This window comes from Amycolatopsis echigonensis (assembly GCF_002846615.1).
Taxonomy (GTDB): domain Bacteria; phylum Actinomycetota; class Actinomycetes; order Mycobacteriales; family Pseudonocardiaceae; genus Amycolatopsis; species Amycolatopsis echigonensis.
In genome coordinates this window covers 4,556,238-4,575,915 of sequence record NZ_PJMY01000003.1, presented here as the reverse complement: position 1 = coordinate 4,575,915, position 19,678 = coordinate 4,556,238, and the positions used below count along the sequence as shown (strand labels likewise).

Below are 19,678 nucleotides of genomic sequence, written 5' to 3'. Positions count from 1 at the left end.
GATGGACACTCAGTCGGCAGCAGCCCGGCACCTGTGGATGCACTTCTCCCGCATGGGAAATTACCCCGACTCGCCGGTCCCGGTGATCACTCGCGGCGAGGGCGTGCACGTGTGGGACGACCGCGGCCGCCGCATCCTCGACGGCCTGGCCGGGCTCTTCGTCGTGCAGGCCGGACACGGCCGCCGCGAACTCGTGGAGGTCGCCGCACAGCAGGCGAACGAGCTGGCGTACTTCCCGATTTGGGGCTATGCCACGAAACCGGCGGCGGAACTGGCCGAACGGCTCGCGCATCTCGCCCCGGGCGACCTCAACCGCGTCTTCTTCACCACCGGCGGCGGCGAGGCGGTCGAGTCCGCGTGGAAGGTCGCGAAACAGTACTTCAAACTGACCGGAAAGCCCGGCAAGCACAAGGTGATCAGCCGCGCGGTGGCCTACCACGGCACCCCGCACGGCGCGCTCGCGATCACCGGCCTGCCCGCGATGAAGAAGGACTTCGAACCGCTCGCGCCGGGCGGGCACCGCGTGCCGAACACCAACCTGTACCGGCATCCGGAGTTCGCCGACGATCTCGAAGCGTTCGGCCGCTGGGCCGCCGACCGGATCGAGGAGGCGATCCTGTTCGAGGGCGCGGACACGGTCGCCGCGGTCGTGCTCGAACCGGTGCAGAACTCCGGCGGCTGCCTCACGCCGCCGCCCGGGTACTTCGAACGGGTGCGGGAAATCTGCGACCGGCACGACGTGCTGCTGGTCGCCGACGAGGTGATCTGCGCGTTCGGCAGGCACGGCGCGACGTTCGCCAGCGAGAAGTTCGGCCTCCAGCCGGACCTGCTGACCTGCGCCAAGGGCCTCAGCTCCGGGTACAGCCCGATCGCCGCGCTGATTGCGTCGGACCGGGTGATGGAACCGTTCCTCGGGCCCAAGGTCGGCTTCCCGCACGGGTACACCTTCGGCGGGCACCCGGTGTCGGCCGCGGTCGCGCTCGCGAACCTTGACCTGATGGAACGCGAGGGACTCAACCAGCGCGTACTGGACAATCAGGACGCGTTCCGCGCCACGCTGGGCAAGCTGCTGGACCTGCCGATCGTCGGCGACGTCCGCGGCGACGGCTACTTCTGGGCGGTCGAACTCGTCAAGGACAAGGCGACCCGCGAGACGTTCAACGCCGACGAGCGCGAACGCCTCGTCCGCGGCTTCCTGCCGGGAGCGCTGTTCGACCGCGGTCTCTACTGCCGTCCGGACGACCGGGGCGACGTCGTCGTCCAGTTCGCCCCGCCGCTGATCGCGGGGCAGGCGGAGTTCGACGAAATGGAACAGATCCTGCGGGACGCGCTGCTCGAGGCGCAGAAACTCGTTTGAGCCGCCTGGCGAGGGAGGAGGCCGGGGCCGTCTGGACCCGGCCTTCTTCCGTGCGGTCGCTTATCATGAGTGACCAGGAGTCCTCACCGCGAGGCGGCGCGCATGCCCGAGCACGAACCCGGCCTCGACCGGCGGCTGGCCGACGCCATCGAGCGGCTCGGGAACGGTCTGCGCGCGCTGTCCCAGCGCAGCGCCCGCACGCAGGGCCTTTCGCCGCTGCAGCAACACGCCGTGCTGTCCCTGTCCCGTCAGCCCGCGCCGCGCCGCGAGGTGAACGCACTGGCCGCCGAGTTCGACGTGACCACACCGACGATGTCCGACGCGGTCAGCGCCCTGGAACGCAAGGGACTCCTCACCCGCTCGCCCGGTTCGGACGGACGCCGCCGCCTGCTCACCCTGACCGACCGCGGCTTCCAGGTTTCCGCCGAATTGTCGGCGTGGGATGCGCAATTGGTGGGCTCGCTGGCGGCACTGCCGGAGACGGACCGCGCCACGACGCTGCACACGCTGCTCCGGGTGATCGCGGATTTGCAGCGCGGCGGGGCGATCAGCGTCGCCCGGGTGTGCACGACGTGCCGGTTCTTCGGGCCGGACGAACACCCCGACCCGAGGGCTCCGCACCACTGTCATTTGATGCGGAAACCCTTGGCGCTGACGGAATTGCGCACCGACTGTCCGGAGCACGCGCAGGCGACAGCCTGACCCCGTGCCGTGTCTCGCAGCCGGGCTCAGCGCATCACTCCTCGCTGTCGCGCACCAGTAGCGCGATCTGCACCCGGTTGACCACGCCGAGCTTCGCGAACAGGCTGCTCGTATGGGCCTTCACCGTCGCCACGCTGATGTGCAGCCGCGCGCCCACCTCGGCGTTCGACAGCCCTTCCGCGATCGCCCGCGCGGTGTCCCGTTCGCGTTCGGTCAACGCGGCCAGCCGCGCCCGCGCCGCCTCCCGCGCGGCACGCCGGGTCTCGGACGACCGCGGCCCCGTCGCCGCGGTGATCAACCGGCTGGTGGCGGCCGGGGAGAGCGCGGGGTTTCCGTCGGCGACCGTGCGCACCGCGGCCAGGATGTCCGGCGGCGGGGTGTCCTTGAGCACGAACCCGAGCGCCCCGGCGCGCAGCGCGCCGAGCACCATCTCGTCGGAATCGAACGTGGTGAGCACCAGGATCCGCGGCGGGTCCGGCCAGCTGAGGATCGCCTCGGTCGCGGAGAGCCCGTCGCGGCCGGGCATCCGCACGTCCATCAGCACGACGTCCGGCTGGAGCCGGCGGACCTCGGCGATCGCGGCGTCGCCGTCCGCGGCCTCGCCAATGACCTCCAGGTCGGCTTCGCCGCCGAGCATGAGCCGCAGCGACATCCGCACCAGCTGATCGTCGTCGACGAGCACGACGCGCACCCGGTCCACTCACTCGCTCCCTTCGCCGCGGGCAGGCCACGGCAGCCACGCGGTCAGCACGAACCCGCCGTCCGGGTCCGCGTGATGGTCAAGTTCACCACCGGCGAGCTCGACCCGCTCGGAGAGCCCCAGCAACCCGAACCCGGCCGACGGCGGCGGCGTGTCGCCCCTGGCCGCGCCGGAATCGCACACCGTCACGCGCAATCCTTCGCCCTCCCCGCCCTCGACAGTGACACACACTTCCGCGCCAGGCGCGTGTTTCCCGGCATTGGTCAGTCCTTCTTGGACAATCCGGTACACCGTGCGGGCCAGCAGATCCGGCGGCGTCCCGACGGATTCCGGCCGATAGACGACGTTGACCCCCAGCGCCCGCGCGTCGGCGACCAGCGCGGGCAGATTAGCGAGCGACGGCTGCGGCGGCTCGAGCCCGCCCGGACTGGCCCGCAGCACCCCGAGCACCTCCCGCAGCTCCTCCAGCGCCTGGTGCGCGCCGTCCGCGATCCCCCTGGCCAGCAGTGAAACCTGCTCCGCAGGCAAGTCCGTGCGGTGCCCCAGCACCCCCGCCTGCATCGCGACCAGCGAAACCCGGTGCGCGAGGACGTCGTGCATCTCGCGCGCGATTCGATGCCGCTCGACAATCCGCGCCTCGGCCGCCCGCGCGACCTGCTCGCGTTCCGCGCTCTCCGCCCGTTGCCGCAGCGACTGCAGCTCCTCGCGCCGCGCCCCGATCGCAGCTCCGACGGCCACGACGATGCCGGTGATCAGGACGATGAACGAAACCGACAGCCACCACGGGTCCGGATCGTTGCCGCGCGGGTAGAGGCCTTCGGTGATCGCCCCGGTCGCGACGCAGGCGAGCCCGATGAACGTGGTCTCGACCGGCCGCCGCCGGGTCGCGAGCGACCCGAGCACCAACAGCGCGGCTCCCCCGGCGGACGTCGACACCGCCGAAACGATCACCACCCCGGTCGCGATCGAAAGCGGATACTTCCGCCGCCACAGGGACGCGACCAGGCAGCCGAGCCCGACGATCGGGTCGCCGAAGATCAGCCATTCGGTCCGCGGGTCGTCAGCCCCCGGCGGCAATTGGGACGCGACCGCCAGCCACGCGAACCCGCCGATCAGCGCGGCCGCGGCCAGCCGCCACCCCTGCTGCCACGGCTTGAGCTTGGCCTGCGAAACGATCACCAGCCCATCTTCGCCGATCCGTGCCCGCCGCGCAGCCGCCCTCGGCACACCCCGCGTCCCAGACCAAAGTCGTAACCCTCGACTTTGGTCGGCCCCGGTTCGCTCCGCAGGTCCGATGTGCGCCGTATTCGAAGCCGACACACTGAGACCACCACGAACTCGGGGAGAGCACATGAGCAAGGGCGGCTATTCAGCGGTGCAAATCGTCGGCATGGTGATCACCGTCGTATGCGCACAGGCCGCGATCCGCAGTTTCTTCGACCACGACGCACGTCAATTGTGGGGCGCGTTCGACTGGGTCCCCGGCGGCTGGGGCGGACAGCTAGCCGCGCTGGTCGTGCTGACGCTTGCCGGAATGGCGCTCGCCGGCTGGGCCCACGACCGAGCCAAGGAGAAAAGCTGAGTCCACTGCGGACTCAACGCACCTCGGGCCCGAGCGCCGCATACGTCTCCGGGCGCCTCCGTCGCAGATAGCCCGCCGTCGCCAGCCCAGCGACAATCAGGATCGGCAACAACCACGGCAACAACCCGATCCACGCCGCGTCAGACCCGGCCATCGTCGGGAAATTCAGCACCGCCAGCACAATCACGCCGATCAGCCCGGCCCCGCCCAGCCCCGGTGCGACAAACGTGCTCCACCAATGCGGATCACGCCGTTGCCGGAAGAACACCACCACCGCGATGGACGCCATCGCCTGCAACACGAGGATCGCCAACGTCCCAAACCCCGTCATCGACGAAGTCAGAAACGCAACCGGGTCGAGCCCGAGCGCCGCGAAGATCGCCGCAACGGCCGTAGCGAACCCGATCTGCGCAGCACTGGCATTGCGCGGCGCACCAGAAACCGTACGTCCCAACGCCTTCGGCAGGACGCCATCCCGCGCCAGCGCGTAAATGTAGCGACTCGCGGAGTTGTGCAGCGCCAGCAGCGCAGCAAACAGGCTCACCACGAGCAACAACTGCATCACATCGGTAAGCACGGTTCCGAGAACGTCCTGCGAGGTAGCGAGGAGCAGATCGCCCGCCGCAAGATGGTCCTGCGCCACGGATTTCGCGTTCTCCACACCGATAGCACTCACCAGCGCGAGCGACGTGACTGCTGCGAAGACGCCGATCGAAGTCACCGCGATATAAGTAGCCCGCGGCACCGACTTGTTCGGGTCGCGCGCTTCCTCACTGAACAACGCCGTCGCCTCGAACCCGATGAAACACGTGGCAGCGAACAACAATCCGAGCCCGATCGACCCAGACGTCACCACCGCGGGCGACAACGCGCTGAGCGAATACCCAGACTTCACGAGCACCGCGACGTCGAACACGACCAGAATGCTGACCTCGAGAATCAGCGACACCGCAAGCACCTTCGCCGAAACGTCCACCCCACGGCGACTCAGCAAGAACACCGCGACGACGGACAGCCCAGCCCACAACTCCCACGGCAAGTCAAGATGAAAAACCCGGTTGACGACACCACCTGTCAACGCACCAGATGTCCCGACCGCCCCCGCGACGAAACAGTTGTACCCCGCCAACGCGACAAACGCCCCAGCAAGCCCAGCCGGACGCCCCAACGCCACGGTGAGGTAGGCGTAGAAGCCGCCCGCGTTGGAGACATACCGGCTCATCCGCGCGTACCCGACACCGAACAACAGCAACACGACCCCGGCGATGAGGAACGACGCAGGCATCCCACCGCCGTTGCCCAGCGCGATCCCGAGCCCCGCGATCACCACCATCCCGGTCAACGGCGCGACGGCAGCGAGCACGAGAAACGCGATCCCGCCAGTACCGAGCGCATCAGCACGAAGCCGCCCCCCGACGGCCTCCGATGTCGACTGCTGTGCCATCCAGGCCTCCCGATCCGCAACAGGGCGCCCGTTGCCCCGCGCGCCCCAGTGTGCGTGCCAGGACGCCGATGGCCCTTGTCGCCGCAGGCAGAGGTCTTGCCAATCCGCGCGCACCCAACCCCGCCGAAGCCAGTGAGGGCCACCTTCACAAAGACGAATTCCCTCAAGGGCCCCTTCACAGCTATCGAGGTGGAGCCAACGGCCGGAGGGGCTCCTTCAGCGGGGTTCCCGTCACGGACCGCCGCCGTCCGTTGAAGGCCCCCTCCACGGCCCGCCCCAGCCGCAGCCGATGCACCCACAATCGAGGCACCCAGACCCTCCCCCGCACCCCGATACGAAGCCCCCCTGCGGTTCGGGGGTGCTTGTCAAGGCATCTTTCCCGCCTTGACAAGCACCCCCGAACCGTCAGCACACTCAGGCTTCGGGGTGCCCCACGCAACCACCCACCGGCAATGTCGCCGCCAGGCGACGAGCCGCCCACCAAACCACCCGCAGCCCCCCGTTACCTTTTTCGTAGCTCCTGATCAAGGAGTTCGTGGTCGCCAGGCCCGGCATGACTGAGTCCCCCAGTCGCGTTCATGATCCGGGGGGTGGTGTCACCGGGTTTGGTGGCATCGAGGGACCGCTGATAGGGACACGGCCGCCCGCTGGGTAGGTCTCGTCGTAACGTGGCTGCCGGCCTTTGATGCTCGACTGGTGACCATGCACGACAAGACGGAAGATACCTTCGATGACCAGCGAATACGCCGTGTTCCTCGGCTTGGACGTCGGCAAGGGCGAGCATCACGCGGTCGGTCTGGATCCGGCCGGGAAACGGCTGCACGACGCTCCGCTGCCCAACAGTGAGCCGAAGTTGCGGGCGATGTTCGACAAACTCACTGTTCACGGCCCAGTCCTGGTCGTGGTGGACCAGCCCGCCACGATCGGCGCACTGCCCGTGGCGGTGGCCCGCGCCTGCGGGCACGAGGTGGCCTACCTGCCAGGGCTGGCGATGCGCCGCATCGCCGACCTCTACCCGGGCAACGCCAAAACCGACGCCCGCGACGCCTATGTCATCGCCGACGCCGCCCGCACCCTGCCCCACACCCTGCGCCGGCTCAACGTCGACGACGAAGCCCTGGCCGAGCTGGACGTGCTCGTCGGATTCGACGACGACCTCGCCGCCGAAGCGACCCGGGTCAGCAACCGCATCCGCGGCCTGCTCACCGGCATCCACCCCGCCCTCGAACGCGTCCTCGGCCCCAAAATCAGTCACTCTGCCGTGCTGGAAATCCTGTCCCGCTGCGGCGGCCCTATCGGGATCCGCAAGGCCGGTTGCCGCAAACTCGCGGCGATCGCCACCACCCACGCCCCACGCATGGGCACAAAACTGGTCGAGGACATCCTCGCCGCACTGGACGAGCAGACCGTCACCGTCGCGGGCACCGCCGCCGCGGACAAGATCCTGCCCAGACTCGCCGACAGCCTGAAAACCGTGCTGCAGCAACGGAAAACCGTCGCCGCCGAAGTCGAGGAGATACTCGATGCACACCCTCTTGCCCAGGTCCTGACATCGATGCCCGGCATCGGCGTCAGGACCGCCGCCCGCATCCTCCTCGAAATCGGCGACGCCTCCGGTTTCAAAACCTCCGGACACCTCGCCGCCTACGCCGGCATCGCCCCGGTCACCCACCGCTCCGGAACCTCGATCAAGGGCGAACACCCCGCCAGAACAGGCAACCGCAGACTCAAACGCGCCTTCTTCCTCGCCGCTTTCGCAGCCCTGTCCGACCCCACCAGCCGGACCTACTACGACCGGAAGAGAGCCGAGGGCAAGAAACACAACGCCGCGCTGATCTGCCTCGCCCGCCGCCGCTGCGACGTCCTGTTCGCCATGCTCCGCAGCCGCACCAACTACCGGCACCCCGAACCGACCAGTACCCCCGCTGCCGCTTGACAACAACATAGGGACACCCCCCCCGGGGCTACCCCCTCCACAAATACCGCAACGCCCTCTCAGCTGCCTTCCCCCCACACATCCCATGCGCCCCCGGCCCCGGCGGCGCGGCCGCGGAACACACGAAATGCCCCGGAACCCCCACGTCGTACGGCTGCAAAGTCACCCGCGGACCGAACACCAACTGCCGCACATCCTTCGCCCCAGTAAGAATGTTCCCACCGACAAAATTCGGGTTCCCCGCCGCGAATTCCGCCGAAGAGGTGCTCACCGAACCAATAACCCGCTCCCGAAACCCCGGCGCGAACCGTTCAATCTGCGCGGTGATCGCCTCGGTGGCGTCACCGGTGTACCCATGCGGCACATGCGCGTACGCCCACACAGGATGCACATCGCCGACCGAACGCGACGGATCAGCCAGATACTGCTGACCCAGCAATACAAACGGCCGCTCCGGCATCCGTCCGTTGTGGACAAGTCGCTCTCCCTCAGCCACCTCCTCCGCCGAGCCTCCCAAATGGACAGTCCCGGCGACGCGTGCTTCCGGCGAACGCCACGGAATCCCGCCCTGCACCGCGAAGTCCACTTTGAACGCACCGGGGCCGTAGCGGAACCGCTCGTACGAACGTCGGATCCGCGGCGGCAAGCGGTCTCCGAGCACCGACGCCAGCGTGTTCGGTCCGACGTCCCACACCACCACATCCGCCCGCGGCAACTGCGAAACCGACTCCACCCGCACGCCAGTCTCGATTTTCCCGCCGAAATCGGCCACCAGCGCGGCAAGCGCGTCGCTGATCGCCCGCGACCCGCCCTCGGCGACCGCCCAGCCGTGCCGATGGCCGGCGGTGAGGATGCCCAGCCCGATCGCCGACGAAAGCGGCCGATCCAGCGGACGAAACGCGTGCGCTGCCACGCCGAGCCACAGCGCTCGGGCTTGCTCGGTGCGGAAGTACCGGGCCAGCACGGTCGCCGGCGCGACCGTCGGCAGGCCGAACCGGCCCAGCAGCAACGGGTGTTTCGGGACACGCAGCAGCGGGCCGAGGATGTCCTCGCTCAGCGCGTCGTAGTTCTGCGCCGGCGAGGAAAACAGAGCTGACCAGCGACGCTCGTCCGGACCGAGCCCGGCGGCGGTGTCGGAGACCGAGCGCCGCAGGACTCCGGCGGTGCCGTCGTCGAGCGGGTGCACGCAGTCGATCTCCGGCAGCCGCCAGCGCAGGCCGTACCGGTCGAGCCCGAGGTCGGTCAGCACCGGCGAGCCGACCGCCATCGGATGGGTCGCCGAGCAGTGGTCGTGGCGCAGGCCGGGGACGATCGCCTCGTAGGTGCGGGTGCCGCCGCCGATCTCGTCGGCGGCCTCCAGCACCGTCACGTCGACCCCGGCGCGCGCCAGCACGGCCGCCGCGGCGAGCCCGTTCGGTCCGCTGCCGACCACCACCGCGGTAGTCATGCCAGCACGCTGCCGGTCTCGGCTTGCTGAGCGGTCCAGGTCACGGTGAGCGGGATCGGGCCGTTCGGCAGCCACGGCTGCTCGTTGACCGCGTCGGCCACCGTCCAGTGGCCGCGCTCGATCACGCCCAGCGCCGCGTCGATCACCTGGTAATGCTGCACCTTCGAGTGGATGGCCTGCGATTCGACCCACACGACGATCCACTCGCCGGGCGCGAATCCGACCCGCTTCTGTACCGCGTTGACGAAGTCGAGATTGTGCATGTGCCCGTCGCCGAAGTTGAACCCGAGGATCGAGTTGCAGCCGAACTCGGCCTCCCGCACGGTCCGCGTTTCGAGGTCCGGCAGCTTCTTCGCGAGCACCGAGAACAACCCGCGGCCCTGGCTGTGCATCGACCGCCACGCGATCGTCTGCTGCATGGTGATCTCGGCGACCTCCGCCGGATAACCCATCGCCTGCAACTGGTCGACCTGGTTCTTCGTCGGCCGGTGCGGCAGCGTGTTCAGCTTCGCCTCGGCACCCGGGGCGAACGCCCACAGCGCCGACGCCCAGTTGCCCGCGTACTGCCGCATCGACGGCAGGAACGACACCAGGTCCGGCCGCAGATTGCCCAGGATCGGGAAGAACAGCAGCGCGGCGGCGATCACGACGGCGAGCCAGCCCGGCGTCATGTCGCCGACGCCGTATCCAGCGCTCGCCGGGAAGCCGAGGAACAGGAAGATCGCGAGGTAGCCGAACAGGATGTTCCACTCCAGCGGCACCGCCAGCGGGAACGTGGACGTGATGAACAGGTGGAACACCACCATCAGCGCGACACCGGCGAGCGTGACCCAGTGATTGGTCGAAAACAGCAGCACCAGCGGCGTGATGATTTCCACCGTCGTCCCGCCGACATGCGCCATGAACGTCGCGAGCTTCGACGGCCGGATGTCGTTCGGGAAATCGCGGTAATGCGCCCGCTTCAGCCACTTGAACGGAACACACGGACTGTTGGACACCATCGGCGGCACCACATTCGTGAAATGCTTGCCGAACTTCGAAACGCCCGCGCCGATCCAGACAATGCAGATCAGCAGTTTTGCGGCGATGATCATGTTGACGAACGGAAGGAAGGCGAAGAACACCAACGCAGGCAGATACTGTTCACCGCGGGCAGCGAGGAAAATCGTCTTGTCCCGCAAGCCATTCAGCACGTACAGCACGATCGGCGCGATCAGCAGCGCCGGACGCACCAGACCCGAGGTGTTGCCGGGCAGCGCGGCCGACAGCGCGGAGTCCGGGACGCCGGGCAGCACGATCGCGGTCAGCAGGGTGGCGAGGAACGCCAGGTACAGCAGCACGTCGAAGCCGGTTCGCCGGTCGCCCGCGGTGAACGGCACGCGTTTCCACGGCCGCAACCGGATCGTGCCGGGCCGCGCCCAGAACAGGATCCCGCCGGTCATCGGCTTGAACTTGCCCGCGATCGGGCCCCAGGAACCGGCGACCCCGATCGTTTCCAGCAATACCGTCCACAGCACGAGCTTTTGATAGACGACCGGTTCGTGCCACCACGCGGCGACATCCCAGAACGGGCTGACGCCGGACGTCGCGGTCGCCAGCGCCACCCCGGCCAGCACGTACAGGAAAAGCAGCTTCACCACGTATGTCGCCGGGATCATCTTGGGCGAGCCGAAGCCGAACTGGACCCAGTGCAGCGCGAGCGCCTTGGTTCGTTCGAACAGTGGCTTGCGCAGGAAGGTTTCCGGATCGACCGGGGGAAAGTCCCCTGTCTTGAACCCCATTGTTCTCCGCCTTTCTCCGGGCAGCATCGACCGGACCCGCGAATGCGGGCACGGATGGTTTCTTTCAGAAGAGTGGAATCAACCCGCCGCGGCGAGTTCCCGGCGCAGCGCGGGTTTGTCGATCTTGCCGACCGGGTTCCGCGGCAATGCGGGGACGATATCGATCCGCGCCGGCACCTTCACCCGCGTCAGCCGGGCCCGGCAGTGTTCGAGCAGCTCGGCCTCGCTCGCGACCGCTCCCGGGTACAGCGTCACGGTCGCGACCGGCAGTTCGCCGAGCACCGGATGCGGCGCGCCGACCACCGCGGCTTCCAGCACCGCCGGGTGTGCGTGCAGTGCGTTCTCGATCTCCTTGGGATAGAGGTTCTCCCCGCCCCGGATGATCATGTCCTTGATGCGGTCGACCAGGACGAGGTAACCGTCCTCGTCGAACCGTCCGACGTCGCCGGTGTGCAGCCAGCCGTCGACGATCGTCGCGGCGGTGGCTTCCGGCCGGTTGAGGTAGCCGCGCATCACGTTCGGGCCGCGGACCACGACCTCGCCGGGACCGTCGGTCACCAGCCGCCCGTCCGGATCCATCAGGGCGACTTCCTGACCGGGCAGCGGACGCCCGACGGTGCCCGGTTTACGCGGCCCGGCCAGCGGATTCAGCGTCGAAGCGCAGGTTCCTTCGGACAGGCCGTAGCCCTCGACCACCACTACTCCGAACCGCTGCTCGACGCGCTGGATCAGCTCGGCGGGCATCGGCGCGGCACCGCACACCACCAGCCGCAGCGACGAAGTGTCCGGCCGCACGGCGTCCGGGAGACCGGCCAGCCGCGCGTAAATCGCTGGCACAGCAGAGAAATACGTCGGACGGACGCGTTCGACCACGGTGAAGAAGTCGTCGGCGCGGAATCTCCCGGCAATGGTCGAGCGACCACCAGCGAGCAGCGGCGCGAGCACGCTGACCACGATCCCGTTGACATGGAACAGCGGGAGGATCAGCAAACTGTGGTCCGCTGGGCCGAGTTCGAGCGCGTCGACGATCATCGACGTCATCGCCGCGATGTTGGCGTGGTCGAGCACCACGCCTTTCGGCTGTCCGGTGGTGCCGCTGGTGTAGATGAGCAGGGCGACCGCGTGATCGTCCTCGGCCACTGGACCGTCGTCGGGTGCGGCCGTCGACAGCTCCTCGATCCGCATCGTCACCAGATCCGAATCACCTTGTCCCACTACGACTTTCGCTTTCGCGTCGGCGATCTGGAACGAGGCCTCGCCGTCGGTCAGCTCCGGGTTCACCGGCGCGACCGCGGCACCGAGCCGCCAGGCGGCGAACAACACCACCGCGAACTCGACGCGATTCGGCAGCAGCACCGCGACGACGTCGCCCGCACCGACCCCTCGGGCCCGCAACGCGGCCGCCGCGCTGCGCACCCGTACCGCGAAGCCGGCGTTGCCGAGTTCGCCGTATTCGTCGGCCAGACACGGCAGGTTCGGATTCCGCCGGGCCCGCTCTTCAGGCAGCGCCGCGAGGTGCATCGTCGAAGTCCTTTCCCAGGGCGGCTTAGTGGGAAATGACGGTAAGGACGCGTAGTGACCCAGGCCATAGGCCGCAGAACCGAAGGTGCCGCGGGTCGTTGTGCCGGGGTCACAACCGCCTGCACCGAGGGGGTGAACGACGCCGCTCGCCTGTCGCCGGGGCGGTCCGGTGGCTACCCTGACCGCCATGTCCGACGCCGTCGACGCCGTCGTGGCAGAGATCGCGCACGCCATCGACGCCGACCTCGCCGCGCGCACCACCGAGCTGACCGACTGGTTCGTCGAGATGATCCCGGAGTTCCGGCACGACGAGACGGTCCGCAAACTGATGATCGCCAGCACGTCGGCGAATCTGGTCGCGATCCTCGACATGCTGTCGCATTCCATCCCGCTCGACCGGATCACCGTCCCGCCCGCCGCGGCCGAGTACGCGCGCCGGTTCGCCCAGCACGAGCTGTCGCTGGAAGCGCTGCTCCGGGCGTACCGGCTCGGCGAGCACCGGTTCGAACAGTGGGCGATCGAGGCGCTGGAGCGGCAGCCGAACATCGACACCCAGCTCGCGCTCGGCGTGCTCGCCGAACTGTCGCGGCGCACCAACCGCTACATCGACCAGGTCATCGAGGGCCTGATCGACATCTTCGAGACCGAACGCCGGCGCTGGAGCAGCCGCACCGGTGCGGCGCGGGCGGCGCAGATCCGGCTGGTGCTGGACTCGGACACGCTGACCGAGGACGCCGCGCAGCAGTTGCTCGCCTTCCCGATGCGGCAGTGGCACTGCGCGGCCGTCGCCTGGTTGCCCGCCGAGGGCGCGGGCGAACTGCAGGCAGCGGCGCGGCTGCTGCAGGAGGTGTGCGGGCGCGGTCCGGCGCTCACCATGCTGGCCGACGACCGCACGCTGTGGAGCTGGACGGTCAGCACGGAACGTGACGACATCGAGGTCGAACGGCTCCGCGCCGGCGTGGCGGAAATCGGCGGCGGCCTGCGGCTGGCCTTGGGCGCGCCGGGCTACGGGCTGCCCGGGTTCCGCGGGTCCCTGCGCGAGGCGGTGCGGGCACGAGCGGTCGCCGAGACCGACGAGGACCAGAGCCAGAACGTGGTGCTGTTCGACGACGTCGCGATCGCCGCGCTGCTCACCGAACACTCCGACGACGTGTACCGCTGGATCGCGCGGGTTCTCGGAGACCTGGTCGCCGACGATCCCGGCACCGAGCAGCTGCGCGAGACGCTGCGGGTCTTCCTCGACACCGACGGCAGCTACACGCACGCCGCCGCCCGGCTGCACCTGCACAAGAACACCGTCCACTATCGCGTCCGCAAGGCCGAGGAACTGTGCGGACGGCCGCTTGCCGAACACCGGCTGGAAGTGGAGGTCGCCCTGCGTGCGGCCACTTTGCTGCGCAAGCGGCTGCCGTGGAACGAACCCGGCTGACCTGTCTGTCCTTTGTGGATTGATTTGCCTTCGCGCGTCCCCGTGTTAACCTGTCGCCGTGCTGCGCCTCATGACGTCCGAGCGACTCGTAACCCGGCGCGCCGGCTGAACCAGGCTGCCGGCGCGCGATGCCGGTATGCGGTTTTGCTTCGGGACCTGGCCCTTTTCCCGCCAGACCTCTCATGAGTTCCCGGAGAACGCCATGTCCCTGAGCACCTTTTCCTCCGCCCCGTACACCTCCGCCCCGGCCATGCTGGTCCGCCGCCGGATCGCGACGTATTTCGTCGGCGGCATCGACCAGATCCCCGGCTTGGTCGCCACGCTGACCCAGCACGGGAAGCTGATCCACGAGCTGTCCGTCGACGTCCGCGAGGGGGTCCGGGAAAGCAGCATGGTCAGCACGGTCCTGGTCAGCCCCGACGCGCTCGACGCCCTGCTGGACGCGCTGCGCGACCTCTCGTCGGTCGTCTCCGCCGAGCTGGCCTGAGTCGGTCCGTCCGCCGGCCCGGCGTCAGACTGGGGTCCCCACCAGCGAAAGGGACCCACATGCGATTGGCGGACAAGATCGCCCTGATCACCGGCGCTTCGAGCGGAATGGGCCGGGCAGCCGCCCTCACCTTCGCCCGCGAAGGCGCGACGGTCGTCGTCACCGACGTCGAAGACGCTGACGGCACCGCCGTGGCCGAGGAGATCCGCGCCAACGGCGGCCAGGCCGACTACCGCCGCCTGGACGTCACGGACGAGGAGTCCTGGACGGCAGCGATCGCCGGTGTCCTGGACCGGCACGGCAAGCTCGACGTGCTGGTCAACAGTGCCGGCATCAGCGGCACCTTCGACCCGGACCTGACCAGCACGGCGTTCTACGACCGTTTGCTGCAGGTCAACGCCCGCGGAGTGTTCCTGGGCATCAAACACGGCGTGGCAGCGATGTCCGGCCGGGGCGGAGGTTCGATCGTGAACCTGACGTCGATCGCGGCGTCGATCGGTCAGCTCGGCGTGCACCTGGGCTACGCCGCTTCAAAGGGCGCGATCAAGGCGATGACGACCGCCGCGTCAGTCCACTACGCGGGCGAAGGCATCCGAGTCAACGCGGTAGCACCCGGCTTCCTGCCGCCGATGCGCACCTCCCGCGGCTCGACCGATCCGGTGTGGCGAGCGAAGCAGGTCGCGGGGGTGCCAATGGGACGGACTGGGGAGGTGCAGGAGGTCGCCGACGTGATCTTGTTCTTGGCTTCCTCGGAGTCCTCGTATGTGACCGGGGTGGAGATCGTGGTCGACGGGGGCTTCACGGCCCAGTAGGCGTTTCTTGGGGGCTCCCGCGGTTGTCTGCGGCTCCGGCGGGAGCCCCCTCCTGCGTTGTCTGGCGCGCGGGCTCCTCGATCCGCCGTCCCCGACTCGACCGCGCGGTACGTTGACCGGATCACTCCCCGGTGGCGAGACGGAGGCGAAGCCGATGGAGCTGAGGCAGGTCGAACACTTCCTCGCCGTAGTCCGGCACCGCAACTTCACCCGCGCCGCCCAGGACGTGCACGTCGTACAGTCCGCTCTCAGCGCATCCATCCGGAAACTGGAGACCGACCTCGGCGCGGAACTGTTCGACCGCACCACCCGCCGTGTGACACTCACCCCCGCGGGCGAGGCCCTGCTCCCCCTTGCCCGGCAAATCGCCGCGGACGTCGACTCCGCCCGGGGCGAGGTAGCCGCGGTGACCGGCCTCGCGCGCGGCCGGGTGTCGATGGGGACCATCCAGACCCTGACCGTCCTCGATCTGCCCGCGAAGCTCGGCGAATTCCGCGCCCGCTACCCGGGAATCCGGCTGCGCGTCCGGGAAGGCACCATCCCCGGACTGACTGCCGCGGTGTCCGACGGCGAGCTGGATCTGTCCTATGTGGGCGGTCCGCTGCCGGAGGACCTGGCCGAGTTCGCGAGCTGGCAGCAAAACCTCGTCCTGCTCACCCACCCCGGACACCGCCTGTCGACCCGCCGCCGAGTCCGGCTGGCGGAACTGGACGACGAACCCTTCGTAGATTTCACCGGCAGCGGCCTGCAAGCCTTGGTCGACCGCGCCTTCACCGAGGCTGGAGTCCGCCGCGACCAGGTCTGCGAAGCGACGAACGTCCCGCTGCTGGTCGACCTCGTCGCGGCTGGACTAGGCGTCACCGTGGTGCCCGAGCAGGTCGCCGCCCGATCCGGACTGCCGTTCGCCCACCTCACCCAGCCGACGCTGGCCCGCACCATCTACCTGACCGGCCGCTCGGCAAACCTCACCAACCCGGCGGCACGCGCGCTGCTGGCCCATCTCCTCGCCTGATCCCACGCACCGGTGCCAGCACCAACGCGAAGCCGATCAAACCCAACACCAATGCGACGGTCGTCAATCCGGTAATCCCAGCAACGAACGCCAGCGCGAACGCCCTGCCGCCAAACCGCCGCAGCAGCCGGACGACATCCCGAGTCTCGCCATCGACTGACTCGACCTCGGCTGCCGGGCTGGCGTTGGCCACCGACTCGATGCTCGCCACCAGACCGGCACTGGCTGCCCAGTCGGCGTTCGCCGGAGGCTCAGCCGCCCGGCTGCCGCCCGCCGGTCCGACGTCGGCCACCGCCGAGTTGACGTTGGTCGCAGGCTCGGCGGTAGCCGATCGGAGAAAGCTGGCCGCCGACTCGTCGCCCGCCGCTCGGTTGACGCTGGCCGCCGACTCGTCGCCCACCGCACCCGGGACAGCGGCGTCCGGAGCGATCCCGCGACCGTCGAGGACTCGCTCAGTGCTCGGGCCGGTCCCGGTATCACCGCCGGAGCGGTCCGCCGACTCGGCACCGGCGAGACACCGGTCGTCGTTCCGGCCCGAGTTCTCGGCGGAATCGCCAGGCACAGACGTCATGGGCTGAGTATTGGCTCGCGTCGACCTTCCAGTCCAACGCCTGTTTTCGCTTCGATTCAGCGATGAAATCGATCGTTGCTCCTCGAGGAATGTTCCCGCCGCGGTTCATCTCGGCTGTCCCGAATTCGCGCAGAACTACGAATCGCGCCGTTCCCGTGCGGACTCCTGCCGTGTCGACGGTCGCGGATGCCGCATCGGGCGCTGCCGGGCGACTGGGTAGCGAGCGAGGGGGTGCGCCTCGTCCAGCCGGTGGCGGGCGCGGCGGGGCAAGTCATCCGACGGGGAGACCCAGCGGCGGGTGGAGTCGTCCGGAGGAGAGGCCGGAGAAGCATTCGGCGGCGGGGCGGAGGAGCGACGCCGGGCGGCGCGGCGCAGGAACACGACGGCCAGCACCACGAACACCGCGGCGACGGCCACGAGGAGCCACCAAGCTTGCATTCGTCCTCCCGTCGTGGGTGGGTCGCACGCAAGGGTGCCCGCTCAGCCCGGGGACAGCCCGATATCCACACCGCCGGGTGTCACCGGAACGGGGGTTGCTCGCTGGGTAATCGCGGAGGGCCGGGCCACCTTCCGCGAGCACCTCGCCGCGAGGAGAAGGCACTAGCAATACCTAAGCGCGGCGCCGAGAGCCGCCTTGCGCGGGCATGGACACCAGCGGCCGTGACCGAGCACGACGCCAGCACTCACCCAAGCCCCGTCGGAAGCGTCACTTCACCCCATCCCGCAACGCCGACACCCGGTCCACCGCCGCGGTGAACTCCCCGCTCGGCAACGATCCGTTCGACAATCCGGCGGCCAGCGCGGAAGCGGCGTCGTCCCCCTGGCTCACCTCGCGGGCCGAAGCCAGGATCAGGTCCATCCCCGCCTTCGCCGCCAGCACGGCGCGGTTTCCCGATCCGCCATAGGACTTCAGCGCGCCGGCCTCCAAGGCGTCCGTCACGGTCACCCCGGCGAACTTCGTGCCGTTTCGGAGTTCCTGCACCGCCGCGGGCGAAAGTCCGGCGGGGCGGGAGGGGTCAAGCGCGGGATAGACGGCCCACGAAAGCATCACGAGCTTCACGCCAGCGTCGACCACCGGGTGGTAGGGAGCCTCGTCCTTGGCGCGCAGTTCAGGCAAGGGCACGTTCAGCGTCACCGGACCGACGTCTGTGTTGCTTCCGGCGGGCGCGGCGCCCAGGCCGGGGAAGTGCTTGGCCGTCGCGGCGACGCCGGTTGCCTGCTGAGCCGTGACGAAATCCTGGCCCAGTGCGCCAGCCACCTGGGGGTCCTGACTGTAGGAACGGCCGTATTTGTCGATGAAATTCCCCGGTTGGCGGTAGACATCCAGAACCGGCGCGAGGTTGAGGTTCATGCCTACCCCCGCGAGGTTCTGACCAGCGCCGGTGCCTGCCGCTTTGGCCGCGGCGGAGGGATCCGCGGACTGGCCGACCTGCTTCTCCGACAGAACTGGCTCGCCGGGCAACCGGCGGACCTTGCCGCCTTCCTGGTCGGTCATCAGCAGCAACGGGCGGTGCACCGGGCTTTGTGCGTTCGCGTCCCGTAATTGTCGTACGACGCCGCTAATCTGTTGAGAACTCGAGATATTCTCGCCGAAGAAGATCACGCCTGCCGCCTCGCCGGCGCGGATGCGTTGCAGCAACGAGGCAGGCGGGGTCAGACCAGGATAGGAGTAGATCACCCGCTGTCCGGCCAGCTGCCGCGGCGTGAGTCCGGACGGGGCGGCGGCGACCGTGCTCATCGCGAGCACCGCCACGGCCAGAGCCTGCAATGCCTTCCGACGCTTCATGCGACCTCCGTTCGCGAGCCGTGACACAACGCTAACCCCCGGCGAGCGGGTGTGCGCGGTTAGGGCCCGCAGGAACCAGCACGGTGCACAAGAGCGTGGCGAAACAAGGAGCAATTCCCGTGGCTTCCGATCCGAAGCCGTTACGGCCGAAGCGACCGCGGCGGTGCTTCACGAGCGAAGAGAATGTCAGACCCAGTAAGCGACCCGGGCCCGGTAATTGCGGAGCACCAGCATCGCCAGCGACCAGCCGACCACGGTCACCACTCCCGCGACGAGCCAATGCGTCCAGCTCTGCTGCTGCCCGACCAGCGGTGCGCGCACGATCTCGACGAAGTGGTACACCGGATTGAGCTGCAGCAAATTCACCGCGACGGAACCAAATCCTTCGTGCGAACTCTGGTTCATCACCCGCACCTGGTCCATCGACCACATGATCGGCGTCGCGTAGAAGAGCATCGTGATGAAGCTCTGGATCACCGGCGGAATGTCGCGAAACCGCGTGGACACCACGCCGAACAGCAGCACGACCCAGGCGCCGTTCAGCAGGACCAGCATCAGCGCGGGCACCGCGAGCAGCATCCCCCAGCCGAGCCCAGGGTGCAGCAGCGCGCCGTCCTTGTCCACCAAGCGGTACGGCTGCGACAGCTTGCCGAAGAAGATCGCCAGCACCAGCACGTACACGACGAGGTTGTGCGCCAGGTACAACGCCTGCCGCCACACCGTGCGCAGCGCGTACACCGACACCGGAGCCGGAAGCTGCTTGATCATCCCTTCGTTGACGATGAACGTTTCCGAGCCCTCAACGATGCAGCCGTTCATGAAGTTCCACAGGATGAGCCCGGTGGTGATGCTCGGCAGCAACGTCGAGATGGAACTGCCGAACAGCGCTGAGTTCACGACACCCAGCGCGAGCGCGGTGACCGCCATCCCGACGGTGATCCACAACGGTCCTAGCGACGAACGCCGGTAGCGCTGCTTGATATCCTGCCACGCGAGCAACGCCCACAGTTCCCGGGCACGCAGCCCAGCCAGCAGGTCAGCGAAGGCGCGACGCCAGCTTCTCGGGTCCGCGGCGATCGCGGGTGGAGCGGTCATGACAGCGAACCTAGCC

At 68.7% G+C, this 19,678-nt stretch carries 18 protein-coding genes; 8 read left to right on the top strand and 10 right to left on the bottom strand.

Going from position 1 to position 19,678, the window contains the following annotated elements; all coding sequences use genetic code 11:
• Nucleotide 1 precedes the first annotated feature (1 nt).
• Together ATK30_RS26760 and ATK30_RS26755 are read left to right on the top strand one after the other, a co-directional pair.
• Nucleotides 2–1,357 carry an aspartate aminotransferase family protein gene (locus tag ATK30_RS26760; protein WP_101437943.1) on the top strand — a complete coding sequence of 452 codons (1,356 nt, stop codon included), beginning with the start codon at nucleotides 2–4 and terminating at the stop codon, nucleotides 1,355–1,357.
• 102 nt (nucleotides 1,358–1,459) lie between these two features.
• On the top strand, nucleotides 1,460–2,059 hold the full coding sequence (locus ATK30_RS26755) for a MarR family winged helix-turn-helix transcriptional regulator (RefSeq protein WP_208637430.1): 600 nt from the start codon (nucleotides 1,460–1,462) through the stop codon (nucleotides 2,057–2,059).
• Between the two features lie 34 nt (nucleotides 2,060–2,093).
• Here the strand turns inward: ATK30_RS26755 and ATK30_RS26750 are convergent, their stop codons facing one another.
• Together ATK30_RS26750 and ATK30_RS26745 are read right to left on the bottom strand one after the other, a co-directional pair.
• Nucleotides 2,094–2,759: a response regulator transcription factor gene (locus tag ATK30_RS26750; protein WP_101437942.1), complete on the bottom strand. Its 666-nt coding sequence runs from the start codon at nucleotides 2,757–2,759 to the stop codon at nucleotides 2,094–2,096.
• Nucleotides 2,760–3,938, bottom strand: a complete 1,179-nt coding sequence (locus tag ATK30_RS26745) for a sensor histidine kinase (RefSeq protein ID WP_244194738.1) — start codon at nucleotides 3,936–3,938, stop codon at nucleotides 2,760–2,762.
• Between the two features lie 172 nt (nucleotides 3,939–4,110).
• Here ATK30_RS26745 and ATK30_RS26740 point away from each other — a divergent pair, with 172 nt between their 5' ends.
• Nucleotides 4,111–4,341 (top strand): hypothetical protein, encoded by a 231-nt coding sequence (locus ATK30_RS26740; protein ID WP_101437941.1) that lies wholly within the window; start codon nucleotides 4,111–4,113, stop codon nucleotides 4,339–4,341.
• A 13-nt stretch (nucleotides 4,342–4,354) separates the two neighbouring features.
• Here the strand turns inward: ATK30_RS26740 and ATK30_RS26735 are convergent, their stop codons facing one another.
• A complete protein-coding gene (locus ATK30_RS26735) occupies nucleotides 4,355–5,785 on the bottom strand; it encodes an APC family permease (protein ID WP_101437940.1) in 1,431 nt (476 codons plus the stop codon).
• Between the two features lie 730 nt (nucleotides 5,786–6,515).
• Here ATK30_RS26735 and ATK30_RS26730 point away from each other — a divergent pair.
• Complete coding sequence (locus tag ATK30_RS26730; RefSeq protein WP_037361642.1) at nucleotides 6,516–7,721, top strand: IS110 family RNA-guided transposase; 1,206 nt, start codon at nucleotides 6,516–6,518, stop codon at nucleotides 7,719–7,721.
• A 28-nt stretch (nucleotides 7,722–7,749) separates the two neighbouring features.
• Here the strand turns inward: ATK30_RS26730 and ATK30_RS26725 are convergent, their stop codons facing one another.
• The 3 genes from ATK30_RS26725 to ATK30_RS26715 form a co-directional block, all read right to left on the bottom strand.
• Entirely contained in the window at nucleotides 7,750–9,168 is a 1,419-nt protein-coding gene (locus tag ATK30_RS26725) for a phytoene desaturase family protein (protein WP_101437939.1), read from the bottom strand.
• Entirely contained in the window at nucleotides 9,165–10,949 is a 1,785-nt protein-coding gene (locus ATK30_RS26720; protein ID WP_101437938.1) for a DUF3556 domain-containing protein, read from the bottom strand. Before ATK30_RS26720 ends, ATK30_RS26725 begins: the two co-directional genes overlap by 4 nt.
• Before the next feature lie 78 nt (nucleotides 10,950–11,027).
• Nucleotides 11,028–12,470, bottom strand: a complete 1,443-nt coding sequence (locus ATK30_RS26715) for a class I adenylate-forming enzyme family protein (protein ID WP_101437937.1) — start codon at nucleotides 12,468–12,470, stop codon at nucleotides 11,028–11,030.
• Between the two features lie 187 nt (nucleotides 12,471–12,657).
• Here ATK30_RS26715 and ATK30_RS26710 point away from each other — a divergent pair, with 187 nt between their 5' ends.
• The 4 genes from ATK30_RS26710 to ATK30_RS26695 all read left to right on the top strand — a co-directional run bounded on the left by ATK30_RS26710 (nucleotide 12,658) and on the right by ATK30_RS26695 (nucleotide 16,210).
• Nucleotides 12,658–13,899 carry a PucR family transcriptional regulator gene (locus tag ATK30_RS26710; RefSeq protein WP_101437936.1) on the top strand — a complete coding sequence of 414 codons (1,242 nt, stop codon included), beginning with the start codon at nucleotides 12,658–12,660 and terminating at the stop codon, nucleotides 13,897–13,899.
• Nucleotides 13,900–14,101: 202 nt separating this feature from the next.
• Nucleotides 14,102–14,386 (top strand): hypothetical protein, encoded by a 285-nt coding sequence (locus ATK30_RS26705; RefSeq protein WP_101437935.1) that lies wholly within the window; start codon nucleotides 14,102–14,104, stop codon nucleotides 14,384–14,386.
• A 59-nt stretch (nucleotides 14,387–14,445) separates the two neighbouring features.
• Nucleotides 14,446–15,198, top strand: a complete 753-nt coding sequence (locus ATK30_RS26700) for an SDR family NAD(P)-dependent oxidoreductase (RefSeq protein WP_101437934.1) — start codon at nucleotides 14,446–14,448, stop codon at nucleotides 15,196–15,198.
• A gap of 154 nt (nucleotides 15,199–15,352) precedes the next feature.
• The gene (locus tag ATK30_RS26695; protein ID WP_101437933.1) at nucleotides 15,353–16,210 is read left to right on the top strand and encodes a LysR family transcriptional regulator; all 858 of its coding nucleotides are present in this window, start codon (nucleotides 15,353–15,355) and stop codon (nucleotides 16,208–16,210) included.
• On the opposite strand, the gene ATK30_RS26690 is transcribed toward ATK30_RS26695, so the two are convergent.
• From ATK30_RS26690 to wzm, 4 genes are all read right to left on the bottom strand, one after another.
• A complete protein-coding gene (locus ATK30_RS26690; protein WP_101437932.1) occupies nucleotides 16,164–16,781 on the bottom strand; it encodes a hypothetical protein in 618 nt (205 codons plus the stop codon). The two genes, ATK30_RS26695 and ATK30_RS26690, sit on opposite strands and share 47 nt — an antisense overlap.
• Before the next feature lie 135 nt (nucleotides 16,782–16,916).
• A complete protein-coding gene (locus ATK30_RS26685; RefSeq protein WP_101437931.1) occupies nucleotides 16,917–17,219 on the bottom strand; it encodes a hypothetical protein in 303 nt (100 codons plus the stop codon).
• A gap of 268 nt (nucleotides 17,220–17,487) precedes the next feature.
• Nucleotides 17,488–18,567 (bottom strand): glycoside hydrolase family 3 N-terminal domain-containing protein, encoded by a 1,080-nt coding sequence (locus tag ATK30_RS26680; protein ID WP_101437930.1) that lies wholly within the window; start codon nucleotides 18,565–18,567, stop codon nucleotides 17,488–17,490.
• Between the two features lie 186 nt (nucleotides 18,568–18,753).
• Nucleotides 18,754–19,662, bottom strand: coding sequence for a galactan export ABC transporter permease subunit Wzm/RfbD (wzm, locus tag ATK30_RS26675; RefSeq protein WP_101437929.1), 909 nt, complete (start codon nucleotides 19,660–19,662; stop codon nucleotides 18,754–18,756).
• Nucleotides 19,663–19,678 lie beyond the last annotated feature (16 nt).